Below are 16,291 nucleotides of genomic sequence, written 5' to 3' on the forward strand. Positions count from 1 at the left end.
AGCCGCCACTAGCGCTTGTAAAAACAAAAAGAGCCACTAGAAAGGTGCATACCTAGTGGCTGGAGAAATTATTACGGGCCTATGAGGTTTGGGGTCAGGATAAAAGCGCAGGCAGCGATAGAGAGATGGCAGGGATGAAGGTAATCAACATCAAGGCCACTATCATTGCTCCAATCCAGCCCATAATGGCTTTAGAGAGCACCTCTATCGGTACTTTGCCTACCTGACTTGCCATAAACAGGTTGGCACCTAAAGGAGGCGTAACAAAGCCAATGGCCAAGTTCACGATCATCACGATACCAAAATGAACGGGGTCCATGCCGAGTGCTGATGTAATGGGTAGCAGAATTGGCGTGAGAATAACAATGGCCGCCAGCGTTTCCATGAAGGTACCAACAAGCAACAACAGAACATTGATGCAAAGCAGTATCAGAAGTTTGTTTTCGGTAATCGATAGAATGAACTGAGCGATCTCTGTTGGTAGACGTTCTAGCGTCAATATGCGGCCAAACGTCACGGACGCACCCACAATGACGAGCACAGCGCCAACTAACAGTGACGATTCTAGAATGATTTTCACCACTTGCGCTGGTTTGAGTTCTTTATAAACGAACATGCCAAAGAACAAGCCATAGAGCACACCAATAGCGGCTGATTCGGTAGGCGTGAAGATACCGGAATAGATACCACCGAGAATAATAACGGGTAGTAGCATTGCCCAACTGGCTTCTTTTAGCGCATCAAGACGCTCTGCCCAAGTCGCTTTGCGCTCATTACCAGTGTAGCCCCGCATTTTGGAGACAATTAGACAGTAGCCGATCAATACCATACCGACGACCAAGCCAGGAATGATGCCCGCCATGAACATCTTGGTGACTGAAACCTCAGCTGTGATCGCATAGACGATCATCACCACAGAAGGTGGAATAATGACACCAATTCCGCCAGAAGAGGCGATCAAGGCACCGGCAAAGCTGCGGTCGTAGCCTTTCTTCACCATGGATGGAATCATCGTCAGGCCGATAGCGGCAACGGTGGCAGACCCTGTACCAGAGATGGAAGCGAAGAACATACACGCCACAATGGCGACGATGCCAAGCCCACCAGTAAAGTGGCCAAAGAAGACCTCCGCCACGTGTAATAACCTTTTTGAGATCCCTCCTTGGCTCATGAGGTTGCCTGCCAAGGTAAAAAGAACGACGGCAAGGAGAGGGAAGGAGTCGAGCCCTGTCACCAAGCCTTGTACTAAAAACTCGATGTTAAGGAATGGCAGGCTTAATATCGCGACCATACTGGCTGCCGCCAGAGCAATACCGACTGGAACGCCAATGAGCAGAAGCAGGCCAAAGCTGCCAAACAAAAGTGCAGATGTCATGCGTTAAGCTCCAATAGTCGGTTAGAAGTACGATACTTGGCTTTAAGATGGCGATAGCGTTGACGTGAAAAGCGTATCCGTTCGCTGGTATTCGAGAGAGCACTAGTACGTTGATAAATGCTGGTTAACAAGCGCACGCAGCTTAAGATTGCGCAAACCAAAACGGACGCATACAGGCAAGCAATAGGTATTTCCATTGCGGGAGCAATCTGACCGAGTTGCAGGCTTCGGTTGATGACCTTAAATCCAAACCAGGCGACAGTGGCACTAAAGGCAAGGTAGATAAGATCAGAGACAATCAAACTGAATTGCGTCCAATTGCCCGGAAGTTTATCGATGAACACACGAATACGGATGTGTCGATCATCTCGGATACAGTAGCTGATGCTCAGGTACATCGCCCATACGAATAAATAACGAGCCAACTCTTCAGCCCACGCGATCGTTGCGTCAAATAGGCGTAGTGCGATTTGCAAGCACAGTAAAGTTGTCATCGTCGAGATCGCGATAACGATAAGGGTAGGTTCTAGGTATTTGTCTAGTAAGCGAAACCACTTCATATTCACCTCCAAAACGGAAAGCACGACCTGTTTACAGATCGTGCAAAAGAGTGGGAGTTATAGGCGTTCTATCTCGGCAATCACGTTGTCAAACAAGTCTTCACCTGTCTTGCTACGCAGATCTTGGTACACGGCTGCATTCATTTTTTCTTTCATGATGCTGCGTACGTCATCTGGGACGATGTTAACCGTCATGCCTTTCGCTTCGAGATCTTTGATCACTTCTTGATTTTGCTTAGCGGCGAGCTCGCGCTGCTTAGCGATGGTTTCTTTGCTTACTTCACTGATCAGCGCCTGTTGCTCTGCAGGCAGTGAATCCCAAAACGATTTGTTCATGAACAGTACGTAGTTGGTGTAAATGTGGTTGGTCAAAGAGAGGTACTTCTGCGCTTCATAAAAGCGTTCGGCATAAATCGAATAGATGCCGCTTTCTTGAGCGTTAATCAGACCTTGTTGGAGCGAGGTAAATATTTCACCCCAAGAAAGAGGCGTTGGTGCCGTGCCCACGGATTTCCACGCACTGATCTGAGTTGGGTTCGACGCAGAACGAATCTTCAGCCCTTTCAAATCTTCAATGCTATCTATCGGTTGTTTGTTATTAGTCACGCTACGAAAGCCGACCTCCATGAAGCCCAAGCCGTGAAAACCCTTTGATTCCATAGCATTCAGCAATGGTTGTCCGATCTTCTCGCTGTCGAGCGCTTTGTGTGCTTGCTCTTCGCTATCAAAAAGGTAGAACACGTCGAGCACGTTAAATGCTGGGACATAGGGAGAGAGTAAAACAGACGCTCCAAACGTCATCTGTAAGTTGCCTTGCTGCACAAGTTCCGTGGTCTCACGCACATCGCCCAGTTGTCTCGCAGGGTAGATTTCGACCTCTATCTCACCATTTGAGCGTGCTTCCACTTCTTGTTCGAAATAGAGCATTGCTTTGTGTACCGGAGACGTTTCTTGGCTGTCGTGAGCAAGACGAATAACGTTGCTTGCAAACGTATTCATGCTGCTCAGTGCGAATCCCAGTGCGGTAAGCGAAGTTATGATTGCTTTCTTCATCGTTCTTCCTTGTTTCTGGTATGACCTGCCATAGGCATTCGTCGGCAAGACACACTACTTGTTATGTTTTTATAAATTAATTGAGCAATTCATATCCATTTTGCATACGAATTCAAAATAAAACATTCAAGTAACAAGTCAATAACAAGGTCAGAAAATTGAAGCAGAATTGAATAATGATTGGCTAAAATTTAATCGCGCTCACAGAAAAATACCCCGCTCGAAAGCAGGGCATTTTGTTTATTAGGAATGAATAAATATGAATTTATTAAAGGGTGCTGCTGCGTTCGATCAAGGTGCCTTGTTCGAGAAGATACTCACCCGTTGCGTCCTGATTGCCATTGATGCGGTTCATCAGATCTTCAACTGCGCGCTGAACAATTTTGTCGACGGGTTGAGCGATGGTCGTCAGATCATAACTAGGCCAAGCAGACATCGGAATGTTATCCACGCCCATCACGGAGAAGTCTTGAGGGATCTTTGCTCCGGCTTGGCGTAAACCATCCATCACACCCATGGCGAGGATGTCGTTTGCACAGAAAATCGCGTCGGGTTTACTTGTATGTGACAAGATTTCTTTCGCCGCTTCTAGGCCAGCTTCAAAACTGTATTTGGCTTGAATAAAGGTCGGGGATGGAGCGCCGAGCTCTTGCAGCTTTGAAGAGAAGCCAAGCCAGCGCTCTTCACTGGTCATTGAACCTGCATCACCACTGATGTAAGCACATTGTTTCGCGCCTTTCTGTGTTAAATACTCAGCTGCTTGTTGGCCCGCTAATCGGTTATCAATACCAGAGCTGTTGGCATTAATGCCTTCGGCATAACGGTTGATCAGGCTTAAGTGAACGCCAAATTTTTCACATTGGGCAAACGCGCGTGAGGTCAAACGGCTGGTGGCGATAACGAGCCCGTCTACTTGATACTCAATAGCACGAGAAATGGCGAGATCGAGGTCGTCCTTGTCGATAGGACAAAGCACGACTTGCCCACCACGCTTTTGAATTTCGACTGCCAAAGCACGAGATTGCATGTCGTACATTGGGTTTGATTCGCTATCAAGCGCAATCGCCACTAGACCCGAGCGATTCGAAATCAGGCTTCGTGCGATTGCGTTCGGTGTGTATCCGAGCTTAGCTGCGGCATCCATCACCATTTTGCGTTTCTTCTCGCTAATACTCGCGGTTGGGCTAAATGCCCGAGATACCGTCGATTGAGAGACGCCGAGCATCTTCGCGACGTCTATCGAAGTTACTTTCGCTTTAATGGTGATACTCCTTATATAAGGTCATTGGACCTTTCCATACGTGATGAGTGTATGGGCTAGGGGATTTATGTGTCTAGAGCATTACATTGATAAGGCGTAAATATCGGAGAAAACTCAAGAATTCATCACATTTCTCTCTTGTTTAAAGCCATCAATGATCATTTTGTGTTCAGACCCAACGCAAAAGAAGTTAACGCCGAGTTCACGCCATTCCCGAGCTTGTTGAGCTGTGGCGACAAACATGCCAACAGGTTTATTGGCTGCTTTGGCCGCTTCGATTACTCGCATACTTGCTTGCGCGACTTTTTCGTCATGAACGCTATCTGCCCCATAAGCGACAGTGAGATCGACTTGGCCAATAAAGAGTGCATCAATACCTTCAACATTGGCAATCGCTTCAACATTTTCGACCCCTTGAGGATCTTCAATTTGGGCAATGACAATCGTATTCGCACAGCTGTCTTTTAAGTGTTCAACCATGGGTTTAGTGGCGTATTTCGCTGCTCGACTGGAACCTGCATACCCTCGGCCACCTTCTCCGTAATGGCAGATTTTCGCCAATTGTGTTGCTTGTTCAGCAGTACAAACATGGGGGATTTGTACACCCGCCGCACCACAGTCAAGCGCGTTCAAAATGGTTGAAGGGGCGCTGTCTTGTACTCGTACCACGCACGCGAGGTCATTCGCTCTGGCCGCCATGATGCACAGATCAAGCGAGGAGCGATCGAAAGGCGCGTGCTCGGCATCCAGTACCACAAAAGGCAACTCTGCCAGTGCCAATACTTCGATAATGTGAGGGTGAGGGGTTTTAACAAATGTACCTAATAGCGTTTCTTGATTCAGACGTTGCTTAAAATTGCTCATGATTCTCTCCTTTGCAAAGGTATGCAAAAACTAACATGGCGAACTGTAAATGATGAGTGAAAATGATGTGATCTAAAACTCATTTTTGATTAAAAAGTAAACGTCACCAAAGTCGAAATTACTTTCTATGGCATGTTTAAATTAGTTAATACAAAGACTTAAAGGTGGTTTTTGTTGTTTGTTGACTTAACTTGTCAAATGTTAATTAATTGTTTAATCTGATTTTGCATTCGTATCCAAAAACATAAAAATAACCGTTCGTCAGCCTCAATGTTCAAGGAGAAACCCAATGGCACGCATTTTAAAAAACGGAATCACTGAAGAAGCATCAGCATCAAACGACGCAAAAGTGCGTCAGATTGTCGAAAACATTCTTGCTGATATTGAATCGAAAGGTGATAGCGCTGTACGTGAGTTGTCTGAAAAGTTTGATAACTGGTCGCCGGAGCAATTCCGCTTATCAGAAGAGCAGATCCAAGCCTGTGTGGATGCGCTTGATGAATCGACTCGACACGATATCGAGTTCGCTCAACAACAAGTTCGAAACTTTGCTCAAATTCAACGTGACTCAATGAAAGACGTCGAAGTAGAAACCATGCCTGGTGTGGTACTGGGGCATAAGAATATTCCAGTAAACAGCGTGGGGTGTTACATCCCTGGCGGTAAATACCCATTGGTTGCATCCGCTCACATGAGTGTATTGACGGCGAAAGTAGCCGGCGTAAAACGTGTTATTGCTTGTGCGCCTCCGTTTAATGGTCAGCCAAATGTCGCGATTGTCGCTGCGATGGCAATGGCGGGTGCGGATGAAATCTACTGCTTCGGTGGTGTTCAGGCGGTAGGTGCAATGGCATTGGGTACGGAGACGATTGCGCCAGTCGATATGATTGTAGGGCCGGGTAACGCATTTGTGGCAGAGGCGAAACGTCAGTTGTTTGGTCGCGTTGGTATCGATTTGTTTGCAGGCCCAACGGAAACTCTTGTCATTGCTGATGAGAAAGGCTGTGACCCAGAATTGGCAGCGGCGGACTTGCTTGGTCAGGCCGAGCACGGTTACAACTCTCCAGCTGTCTTGTTGACCAACAGCGAGACATTTGCACAAGAGACCATCAAAGAGATTGAACGTCAGTTAACCATTCTCCCAACGGCGGAAGTTGCGGGTAAAGCGTGGGCAGATTACGGGCAAGTGATCGTATGCGATAGCTACGAAGAAATGGTGGAAGTGGCAGACGATATCGCTTCTGAACACGTACAAGTGATGACGGAAGATCCTAAATACTTCCTGGATAACATGACCAACTACGGTGCCTTGTTCCTAGGTCGTGAAACCAACGTTTCTTACGGCGATAAATGTATTGGTACCAACCATACACTGCCAACGAAGAAAGCGGCGCGATACACCGGTGGTCTTTGGGTAGGGAAGTTCATCAAGACCTGTACTTACCAGCGTGTGACGGAAGCGGCATCCTTGAAAGTCGGCGAGTACTGCTCTCGCTTGTGTGCACTAGAAGGCTTTGCTGGTCACAAAGAGCAAGCGGATATTCGTGTACGCCGTTACAAAGGCAAAGTGGAAGAGGCGTAATATGTCGAAACTTGCCTTAGTCACAGGCGGCAGTGGCGGACTTGGTGCCGCCATTTGTCGCAAGCTAGCTCAATCTGGATATCGTGTAATTTTGACTTACAACAGTAATCAGAAAGCAGCCGACGACGTGCTTTCTTCGTTACAACGTAATGAACATTTGGCATTCAAACTGAACGTGGCAGATTCGGGTGAGATTGAACAGCTTAAACATCAAGTCAGTGAAATGAGCGACAAGCTAGATTTGTTGGTCAATTGTGCGGGGATGACGAAGTTTGTCGCGCATGCCGATCTGCAAAGTTTGGATGACCAACTGTTTGATCAAATTTTCCAAGTGAACGTTCGTGCGCCTTTTGCCATGGTTCGAGCGTTTGAGCCTTTGCTCAAGCAAGCCAATGGTTGTGTGGTGAACATTACTTCTATCGCGGCACAGACTGCGATGGGCAGCAACATTGCATATTGTGCGAGTAAATCTGCCGCAGAAAACATGACCCGTTCTTTAGCTCGCGCATTGTCTCCCGAGATTCGCGTTTTGGCTGTAGCGCCTGGGCTTGTCGACACCGAATTTGTCAAAGGCTTGGACGATGCTTGGCGTAACCAACAAGAACAATCCACACCGCTCAAGCGTTTAGCCAATGATGAAGAGGTTGCTCAAGCCGTGTACGCCGCGGCAGAGGTTCTGACCTTCTCGACAGGCAATACCATCGCGGTTGATGGTGGGCGACCTCTAGGACTGTAACTAACGCTCGGTTTGTCACTAACAGTCGTTTTGTAACTAACAATTCAAGGCTAGGTTCAAACAAGGACAACAAGGATTCCCTATGACTCTACAAACAAAAATGAATGACAATCTGGTCCGCTATATGGAGCTGATTCCGGGTACCAGCGCGTTTATCGATGCGCGTACACCTGGCAGTGATCTGAAAGATAACTTCTGCATTATCGGTGCAGGGGTGGCAGAGAGCAGTCGTCAACACGTTCACATTCGTGATACTGCGGGCTTTAACATTGGTGCGGCAGGCCAACCGCCGGGCATCAAAAATTCGTTGCACTCTCATCGTACCGCTGAACTTTTCTTGGTTTTCAAAGGCCAATTCCGTTTTTATTGGGGGAACGATGGGGAACACGAGGCGGTGCTGTCTCATGGTGACGTCATCTCGATTCCAACCAATCTCTTCCGTGGTTTTGAAGTGGTTGGCCGTGATTACGGGTTTATGTTCTCGGTACTTGGCGGCGACGATTCAGGTGGCGGTGTTATTTGGCATCCAAACGTTATTAAAGATAGCCAAGGCCACGGCTTGTACTTGAAAGCGGATGGCACGTTGGTGGACACCATTGATGGCGATGCCGTACCAAATGAGTCGGAGCTGATGCCGCTTCTTACCAAAGAGGAGCTAGCCAAGTTCGATACTTACATCGCAGAAGAGATGATGCCGTTCGTTGCTCTGCAAAAAGATTATCGTGCAATCAAAGGTGACTTCAGCACTAGCAACGTCAAACAATACGCGGTAACTGGTCACCCTTTAGCGGGCTATGATTTCCAAGTTAAGAGTGAAGATGAAGTGAGCATCATGGCTTACGAGCTTTCTGAAGGAGGCTCGATTCCTCAACACTGCCGAGAAGAAAAACAAGTGCTGATCAACTTTGATGGTGATACGGAAGTAGTCCTCACGCATCAAGGCGAACAAGCGAATGTTGTTTTAACGCGCGGTGATGTGCTGAATGTTCCAGAAGGTGCGTCTTACTCGCTGACGAACTTACGTGGTAATAGTTTGACGTATTGCATTCTTGGTTCTGATCAACCAAAGCCGCTGACAGGAGCATAAGATGACGCAATCCACCTCACTCGTTTGGCTGCCCGGACTACTTTGTGATGGCACATTGTTTGAGGACATCAATCAAATGATGCCAAGTTGGGTCGAGCCGCAATGCCCGACACTGGCGTCAATGCCTTCAATGGAACAGTTAGCGCAGAAAGTCTTGCAAGATGCACCGCAAGAGTTTGTGCTCGGTGGCTTATCGATGGGTGGGATTCTTGCCTTTGAGGTGTACCGCCAAGCGCCAAATAGAGTCAAAGGTTTGGTGCTAATGGACACCAACGCGGCGGATGAAAAGCCAGAGGTGACACAAAAGCGTGACGCGCTGGTTAGTCGAGCGTTAAGTGGTGAGTTTGAAAGCATTACGCCTGAAACTCTGATGCCCGTGCTGATTCATCCAAGCCTTTTGCAAGACAAAGCATTAACTGAGCGTATAGAAGGCATGGCGATCAATGTGGGTTTGGAAGCGTTTGAAGCGCATGCCAAAGCGCTCGCTACTCGCCCAGATGCTCGACCTTTATTGGCGGATATTCAGGTGCCGACTTTGGTAATAACGGGTAAACAAGATTTGCTTTGTCCTATCGATAATCACCTTGAAATGGCGCGCCACATTAATGATGTTGCGTTGCACGTAATACCAGATTGCGGGCATCTCTCTTCGATGGAAGCGCCAGAACAAGTGGCTCAGATTATCTCAAACTGGCTGGAGCTGAATCGAGTCAAATTCTAGTGTTTTACTCCGTTCTTAAATTTTCAAAGCCCTTCTAAACAAAAAGCGCCATATCGTCATGGCGCTTTCTTTTTTTATCTCTCGATACTTTTCCTAAAACTAGGCGATAGCTGGCTTAAAACTTGGTTTGTTTCGCTCAACCACGCTGATTGAAATCGCTAAGAACAGAATGTCTTTCACAAGGAAAAAGTTCGCAATCAAAACACCGTCGGAAACTTTCCAAGTATTTGGTGTCGTAACTAGGAAGCTCAGTGTCGCGAGGAAGATAACGCTTGCAGCAATACCAGAGTAGTAAGCAACCGTTGGTTTTTTCAATCCAACCAATAGGCCGAGTGCGACGATGATTTCGGTTAAGCCAATGATATTAGATACAGCTTGAACGGAAATGATGCCATATAGCCAAGACATGGCAGGGTGATTAACCACCAAAGGTTCAATTAATTTGGCTTCAGTTGGGGTGAATTTATAAATACCCAACCAGATAAGAACAAGGGCAACGCCAAATACGCCAAGGTAGTAACCAAATTGTGTCGGTTTTTGGGAAACAGATGATGCATGCATAATAACTTCTCCTATAAAAGCATGTTTTCAAATGACCGACAGTTGAATTATAAAATTCTTGAATTTATGGTTATATAAAATAACTAATGTCTATATAGAAAAAAGACGAAGAATAAAAAGGATTGGCTTAGATGGAATTTATTCCTGTAGATTTATCACGTCATTTGGATTTGTGTATCGCGTTTCGAAAAGACGCTTATGAGGTCAGTTTTGGCCATCAGGATGGGTTTGATGTTCAAGAAATCACTTCTTGGTTTCAATCGATCGTCAATGACAACGAAGCAGGATTCTTCCATGTCATTAAAGATGGTCAAATCATCGGGCAACTGGAGTGCCGACATCCGGTTTTGGACGATGAAGGGCTGCGATTTGGTTACATTAACCTGTTTTACTTGAAGCCAGAGTTCCGCAATCAAGGGCTAGGGAAGCAGTTACAAGACTTCTTATTGAAGCGTTTTGTCGATGGTGGTTGTGCCTACGCCAGATTACGCTACATTCCGGGCAATGATGTCGGTGAACGTTTTTATCGAAAACATGGCTGGTATCCAGTGGGAGAGCCGAGTGGGCGAGGGCAACTCATGCAGATTGATTTATTGAGGGGCGTTTGATGATTATCCGTGAATTTCGTGAGCAAGATGCCCCGATACTGTGGGCACTTTTCTACAACACTATCCGCAACATTAATCTTAGAGATTACACCGAGCAACAAGTGAAAGCTTGGGCACCGGACGAATTTGATGCACAACTGTGGCTAAAGAAAATGACCGCTATCCAGCCTTTTGTTGCTGAGCTAGATGGCGTTATCGTTGGCTACAGCGATGTTCAGCCAAGTGGGTTAGTCGATCACTTTTTCTGCCATCATGAATACCAAGGGCAAGGTGTAGGACGTGCATTGATGACTCATGTAATCAAGCAAGCAGAAGAAAAAGGGCTGGATAGGATCTATTCAGAAGTGAGTATTACCGCTCGTCCTTTCTATGAGCACATGGGTTTTACTGTTGTGAACGAGCAGCAAATCGAAGTCCGTGGTGCAACGTTAACCAACTATGTAATGGAAAGGCATCTAGACGAAAAGGATGTGTGATCAATAAATAATCCTCGCTCAATTAGTGAGCTTGAACACAGATACCGCATGTTTTCTGCGGTGAATAAGAGTTCATTGATCTAACACCAGAATTCCTCCTCAAAAGCGCGCGCATAATTTCTCTTCGGAGTGGCGAAAGGAAGCCAGTTAAAACAGCTCCTTACGTCAGTTATCTCACGGCAAACCATCTCAGGAAGAGAAGTAGTACTATGCGCCCTTATCTCAAATACATCATCCCAACGGTGATCCCTTTGCTCATTTTGCTGATGCCACTGTCAGCGTTTCCATTCGAAGGTATGACCATCATTCAGCAGCGCGTTATCGCGATATTTTTGCTCGCTGCACTTTGTTGGGTATTTGAACCGATCCCAATTTACGCCACTTCTGTGGTGATCATCGTGCTTGAGTTGTTGCTCGTTTCCAATAAGGGCATCATTTTCTTTCGGCTTGATGAAGGACAGCCTCATTTTGGTGAGTTGCTGCAATACAGTGACATTATGGCGACGTTTGCCAGCCCAATCATCATGCTGTTCTTAGGTGGATTCTTCCTCGCGATGGCGGCAACAAAGTATCGATTGGATGTGAACTTAGCGCGCGTACTGCTTAAGCCGTTCGGACAAAACCCGAAATACGTCATGCTGGGCTTAATGCTGATTACGGCAATCTTCTCGATGTTTATGTCGAACACAGCAACGACGGCGATGATGTTGTCCATTTTGACGCCAGTTATCGCGGTGTTTGGCCCGAAAGATCCAGGACGCATTGCGTTTGCGTTGTGTATCCCTGTCGCCGCAAACATCGGCGGTATTGGTACTCCAATTGGTACGCCACCAAACGCGATTGCATTGAAATACCTAGTGGGTGACAACCTTATTACCTTCGGTGAATGGATGGTGTTTGGCGTACCGTTTGTCATTGTGATGATGGCGCTAGCATGGTTCCTGATCGATTTTCTCTACAAAGCTGAGACGACCAACATTGACCTCAACATCAAGAGTAAATTCTTGAAAACGCCGAAAGCCATCATTGTTTACATCACGTTTGCAGGCACGATTCTGCTTTGGTTGATGGGCTCGGCGCACGGTATGAACTCATACACGGTAGCGTTGATTCCGGTCGCGGTATTTTCACTGACGGGCATCATCAACAAAGAAGATCTTAAGAAGATTTCTTGGGATGTGCTTTGGTTGGTATCGGGCGGTATCGCGCTAGGTCTAGCACTTGATAAAACAGGTTTAGCGAGGCTGGTGGTTCACAGCATTCCATTTGATGAATTCTCGCCTTATGTGGTGCTGTTCGGTGCGGCGTTCTTATGTTTGCTGATGGCGAACTTTATGTCTCATACCGCGACAGCAAACTTGTTGATGCCAATTATGGCGGCGCTCGGCACCTCAATGGCATCGCTAACACCACTCGGTGGTGAAGTGACGTTGATTCTTGTGGTGACCTTTGCGGCATCGCTTGGTATGTCTCTGCCAATCAGTACACCACCAAATGCGTTGGCTCACGCTACAGGTCATGTGCAAAGCAATCAAATGGCACGCGTTGGTGTCGTGTTAGGTGTGGTTGGTGTGTTGCTGAGTTTCTTGATGGTGTGGATCCTTCACACCGTAGGGCACATTGGTTAAGCCATGTACGAGAGCAAATTAGATACGCTGGTAGAGCGTTACTTCAATCATATCGAGCGTCGCATTACGGTGTCGGCAGGCTCGGTATTGATTGAACAAGACGGCTACAACGAGCGGCTCTATTACGTATTGTCTGGCGAGCTTGCTGGCTATTTCTCTGAGGATGGCAAAAAGCAGACGCAAGTGTTTGCGGCATCTAAGAGCGCGTTTATTGGCGTGCACAGTTTCTTCTCTGGAACGTGGACCGCTTCTTCAACGGTGATTGCACAAACGGACGTCGAGTTGGCGTGGATTGAGCGCAATACGCCAGCGGTAGAAGCAGGTAAGTACGGCCCTTTAACCGCGCAGTTTATGCCAGTAATGGTTAACGAGCTTTCTCGTCGTCAACGTCGAGCGATGCAAGAAGCGTTGGGCAAAGAGAAGGCATTGCAAAAACTGCATACCGCAGAGCAAATGACGACACTTGGCCAGCTTGCTGCAGGCATTGCGCATGAGCTTAACAATGCCATTGGTGTGGTGAGCAGTAAGTCAGAGCGCTTGGAATCGGTGATCATGGGATTGCTTGAAGAGGTGCATCCTGAGGCGAGCCAGTTCTTTGATTTTGGATTGATGCAAGGGCAAAAAATCTCTTCAAGTGAAGCAAGAACACGAGGGCGACATTTCGAGAAATATTACGGTCTGCCTAAAGATTTAGCCCGTGAGTTAGCGCGTGCTGTCCCGACCGATTACCTTAACGAGCACTGGTTAAAGCGCCCAGAAGAAGCGATTCGTTACTGGCAGATGGGGCGTGATTTGCACGATTTGCGCATTGCTTCAAAACATACCGTTGGCATCGTGAAATCAGTGAAACAGCTAGGTCGTACCGACATAGACAAAGAAGAAGGGCTCAGAGTCAACGACTCAATAAACCAAGCGCTTGCTTTGCTACAAAGCGATTTAAGACGTGTAAGTGTGCGCTTTAGTCCGGCTGATTTACCTCTGTTTGTAGGCTCACAAACAGAGTTGGTGCAGATTTGGGTCAATATTTTAAAGAACGCTTGCGATGCCATGAGAGAAACGGACTCGCCAGCGATAGAGATACAAACACGCGTGAGCAAAAATAAGATCTTAGTAACCATTGCAAACAACGGTCCCGAGATTGATGAAGCCACACGCAGAAAGATTTTCCGACCAAACTTCACGACCAAGAAAGGTGGGTTGTCGTTTGGCTTAGGGCTAGGGCTGTCAATCGTGAAGCGCATTGTGGCGGGCTATAACGGTTCGATTGCAGTGAAAAGTGACAGCGAAAAAACCATATTTAGAATTAAACTACCGGTAGAGGACGAACATGGACAAGCTTAATTTAATTTGCGTTGATGACCAGCGAGAGGTGTTAAGCGCGGTTCTGCAAGACTTACAGTCGTTAAGCCAGTGGCTCAACATTGAAGATTGCGAGTCTGCCGATGAAGTACTCGAATTAATGGATGAGTTAGACGCGGAAGGCGAGATGATTGCGTTGATCATTTCTGACCACGTGATGCCGGGTAAAACCGGTGTTGAGCTGCTAACAGAGATTTCCAATGACAGCCGATTCATCCGTACGCGCAAAGTGCTGCTTACCGGGCAGGCGACGCACACAGACACCATCAATGCGATCAACTCTGCGGGTATCGACCGTTACTTCGAAAAACCGTGGCAGGCAGAGCAATTGGTGGAGTGTGTGAGAAGCTTGGTGACGAAGTACATCTTCGATATGGGCTTAGACTACACCGAATACCACGAGCACTTAGATCAGAATATTGTGTTTGACCGCCTGAGATAACCGCTGAAAACGATAAAAACTGAGCTAGAAAACTCGCTAGCTCAGTTAGATTTTGTCGTTGTTTAAGAAGCTATTGGTTTAAAAAGAAACTACTGGCTTAACGTGTATCGGCTAGCACTGGCCACCGATAGGGGTTTCGAGAACCAATAACCTTGCAGGTAATCCACGCCCATTTCCGCAAAGAAATCACACATCTTCGCGTCTTCAATGCCCTCAATTACCACTTCGATATTCTGTTCACGACACATGGTGATCAAGAATTTCAAATACTCATGTGATGAGCGGTTGGTCAGGGTTTTCCACGCCATTGATTTGTCGATCTTAATTTGCGTCATTGGCAAATCAAAGAAGCAGTTTAACGAGCTGTATCCGGCACCAAAATCATCTAGTGAAAGGGCAAAACCAAGCTCGCGCAGTGTATTCAAAGGTGCGATGGCGGCTTGGTTATTGTCCAGAATAAAGGTCTCGGTTAGCTCAAGCACAATGGCTTGCGGCTCTATGCCGACTGCATCTGTCATTGCTTTGATTTTGCTCGGGAACTCGCTATTGAGAAGCTGTAAAACAGACACGTTCACATTCACGCGAACTTGATTTTGATAGCGTTCGCGATAACTCTTAATGAACTGACATGCCTTCTCAAATACTTGGTAGCCAAGCTCGACAATCAAGCCTTTGTTTTCCGCTACAGGGATAAACTCATCCGGGTAGATTTCGCCAAACTCTTTGCTGCGCCACCGTACCAGAGATTCAAAACTCATCACTTGTAGATCGGATGCACTGACGATTGGCTGAAATTTTACGCTCAGCGTTCTTTCTTCCAGTGCGTTTTTCAAACCTTGCTCAATAAAGAAATAACGGTCCACGGCATACTGCGTTTTCTGGCTGTACACCGCGATGCGATCTTTGTTCTTCTCGTTCGCGTATTGGCATGTGCGGGCTGCTTTACGCACGATCTCTTCGGCTGAGTGTTCTGGGTCAACACAAGGGTATAAGCCGATGCTAATGTTGCTGCCGAGGTACTGGCCTTCTTCCACGACTGCTTCGTGATAGTTTTGCTTGATGGTCTGAGCGTAGGCTTGAAGCGCTTCCAGCGGCACATCATCAAGCACGAGGATGGCAAAGTCATCATCGTGAACCCGATAAACGGTGCAGTTAGGAGAAGGGAGGTGGCTTAAGGTTTGCAGCAATTTCTCAACCAAGCCGTCGACAAGCTCACTGCCGTATTGGTTGAGGTAGGATTTGATCTCTTCAATCTGAATGTAAAAAATCGATGCGTGAGTGCTTTGCGATTTCACTAACTCATTAATGTTCAGCAGCAGGTGCGCTCGGTTTGCCATACCAGACGCGTTATCATGAAAGGCGACCTGATGGATGTAGCTTTCCATCAGTTTTCGCTCAGAAATGTCTCTGTGACTACCAACCATGTAATGACCTTGTTCTGTCTCTTTGGTCATTGCGACGCCTTCAATCCAAACGTATTGGCCATTTGGTTTGCGCAGGCGGTAGGTTGTCGTTACGCGTGTGTTGTCGGTATTGATGTGGGCGTCAACGCGTTTAGACAGGCGTTCTCTGTCTAACGGATGCACCAAATCAAGCCATCTATCGAGGTTAATACGGCCCGCATTGATACCAAATTGCTCATAGAAGCGCTGGTTGTAGAAAACCATGGTGCCAAACTCATCCATGTAGAAGAGTCCTTCACTGAACACATCGAAGATATGGATGAAGCGTTGTTCAACGATCTGCAAAAACTCGCGATCGTGCTCAGAAATGGTTTGATCAACCTTGTTGGTCAAGATACTGCCCCCGCAATCCAAATTGCTGTGGAGATAAGTATATAAGTCGGGCTACACGCAAATGACATATTTTTGAAGTTTGTCCTTTTACACTGCAAACGAAGCTAGTCGAATCAGATTGGCAGTCTGTTGTGTTAATGAGCTTAAAAAGTTTCTGTGTAATAGAGTAATTATTAGAATAA

Annotated in this window: 16 protein-coding genes; 9 read left to right on the forward strand and 7 right to left on the reverse strand. The window is 46.9% G+C overall.

Translation table 11 applies throughout. From position 1 onward, the window contains the following. Positions 1 to 94 precede the first annotated feature (94 nt). From ATB78_RS09250 to ATB78_RS09270, 5 genes are all read right to left on the reverse strand, one after another. A complete protein-coding gene (locus ATB78_RS09250; RefSeq protein ID WP_061008482.1) occupies positions 95 to 1,375 on the reverse strand; it encodes a TRAP transporter large permease in 1,281 nt (426 codons plus the stop codon). Further along, positions 1,372 to 1,935 (reverse strand): TRAP transporter small permease, encoded by a 564-nt coding sequence (locus ATB78_RS09255; RefSeq protein WP_061008483.1) that lies wholly within the window; start codon positions 1,933 to 1,935, stop codon positions 1,372 to 1,374. Before ATB78_RS09255 ends, ATB78_RS09250 begins: the two co-directional genes overlap by 4 nt. A gap of 57 nt (positions 1,936 to 1,992) precedes the next feature. Next, positions 1,993 to 2,988: a TRAP transporter substrate-binding protein gene (locus ATB78_RS09260; RefSeq protein WP_061008484.1), complete on the reverse strand. Its 996-nt coding sequence runs from the start codon at positions 2,986 to 2,988 to the stop codon at positions 1,993 to 1,995. 268 nt (positions 2,989 to 3,256) lie between these two features. Continuing rightward, on the reverse strand, positions 3,257 to 4,213 hold the full coding sequence (locus ATB78_RS09265) for a substrate-binding domain-containing protein (protein ID WP_061008485.1): 957 nt from the start codon (positions 4,211 to 4,213) through the stop codon (positions 3,257 to 3,259). 150 nt (positions 4,214 to 4,363) lie between these two features. After that, positions 4,364 to 5,113: an aldolase/citrate lyase family protein gene (locus ATB78_RS09270; protein WP_045367143.1), complete on the reverse strand. Its 750-nt coding sequence runs from the start codon at positions 5,111 to 5,113 to the stop codon at positions 4,364 to 4,366. A gap of 289 nt (positions 5,114 to 5,402) precedes the next feature. On the opposite strand from ATB78_RS09270, the gene hisD reads away from it, so the two are divergent. The 4 genes from hisD (at position 5,403) to ATB78_RS09290 (ending at position 9,239) form a co-directional block, all read left to right on the forward strand. Further along, positions 5,403 to 6,695, forward strand: a complete 1,293-nt coding sequence (hisD, locus tag ATB78_RS09275; protein WP_005374756.1) for a histidinol dehydrogenase — start codon at positions 5,403 to 5,405, stop codon at positions 6,693 to 6,695. A gap of 1 nt (position 6,696) precedes the next feature. Further along, entirely contained in the window at positions 6,697 to 7,431 is a 735-nt protein-coding gene (locus ATB78_RS09280; RefSeq protein ID WP_061008486.1) for an SDR family oxidoreductase, read from the forward strand. Positions 7,432 to 7,513: 82 nt separating this feature from the next. Beyond that, a complete protein-coding gene (locus tag ATB78_RS09285) occupies positions 7,514 to 8,518 on the forward strand; it encodes a cupin (RefSeq protein ID WP_061008487.1) in 1,005 nt (334 codons plus the stop codon). A 1-nt stretch (position 8,519) separates the two neighbouring features. Next, a complete protein-coding gene (locus tag ATB78_RS09290; RefSeq protein WP_061008488.1) occupies positions 8,520 to 9,239 on the forward strand; it encodes an alpha/beta hydrolase in 720 nt (239 codons plus the stop codon). Between the two features lie 99 nt (positions 9,240 to 9,338). Here the strand turns inward: ATB78_RS09290 and ATB78_RS09295 are convergent, their stop codons facing one another. Beyond that, positions 9,339 to 9,800: a DUF417 family protein gene (locus ATB78_RS09295; protein ID WP_061008489.1), complete on the reverse strand. Its 462-nt coding sequence runs from the start codon at positions 9,798 to 9,800 to the stop codon at positions 9,339 to 9,341. Positions 9,801 to 9,931: 131 nt separating this feature from the next. On the opposite strand from ATB78_RS09295, the gene ATB78_RS09300 reads away from it, so the two are divergent. The 5 genes from ATB78_RS09300 to ATB78_RS09320 all read left to right on the forward strand — a co-directional run bounded on the left by ATB78_RS09300 (position 9,932) and on the right by ATB78_RS09320 (position 14,313). Beyond that, positions 9,932 to 10,408 carry a GNAT family N-acetyltransferase gene (locus ATB78_RS09300; RefSeq protein WP_061008490.1) on the forward strand — a complete coding sequence of 159 codons (477 nt, stop codon included), beginning with the start codon at positions 9,932 to 9,934 and terminating at the stop codon, positions 10,406 to 10,408. Beyond that, positions 10,405 to 10,884, forward strand: a complete 480-nt coding sequence (locus tag ATB78_RS09305; RefSeq protein ID WP_061008491.1) for a GNAT family N-acetyltransferase — start codon at positions 10,405 to 10,407, stop codon at positions 10,882 to 10,884. Before ATB78_RS09300 ends, ATB78_RS09305 begins: the two co-directional genes overlap by 4 nt. A gap of 209 nt (positions 10,885 to 11,093) precedes the next feature. Continuing rightward, on the forward strand, positions 11,094 to 12,512 hold the full coding sequence (locus ATB78_RS09310; RefSeq protein ID WP_061008492.1) for an SLC13 family permease: 1,419 nt from the start codon (positions 11,094 to 11,096) through the stop codon (positions 12,510 to 12,512). A gap of 3 nt (positions 12,513 to 12,515) precedes the next feature. Next, positions 12,516 to 13,853 carry an ATP-binding protein gene (locus ATB78_RS09315; protein WP_061008493.1) on the forward strand — a complete coding sequence of 446 codons (1,338 nt, stop codon included), beginning with the start codon at positions 12,516 to 12,518 and terminating at the stop codon, positions 13,851 to 13,853. Continuing rightward, complete coding sequence (locus ATB78_RS09320; protein WP_061008494.1) at positions 13,840 to 14,313, forward strand: response regulator; 474 nt, start codon at positions 13,840 to 13,842, stop codon at positions 14,311 to 14,313. The genes ATB78_RS09315 and ATB78_RS09320 overlap by 14 nt, the downstream gene beginning before the upstream one ends. Positions 14,314 to 14,402: 89 nt before the next feature. Here ATB78_RS09320 and ATB78_RS09325 read toward each other — a convergent pair whose 3' ends face one another. Further along, the gene (locus ATB78_RS09325; RefSeq protein WP_061008495.1) at positions 14,403 to 16,109 is read right to left on the reverse strand and encodes an EAL domain-containing protein; all 1,707 of its coding nucleotides are present in this window, start codon (positions 16,107 to 16,109) and stop codon (positions 14,403 to 14,405) included. Positions 16,110 to 16,291 lie beyond the last annotated feature (182 nt).

The sequence above is a fragment of the Vibrio sp. CUB2 genome, assembly GCF_001557945.1.
GTDB lineage: Bacteria > Pseudomonadota > Gammaproteobacteria > Enterobacterales > Vibrionaceae > Vibrio > Vibrio owensii.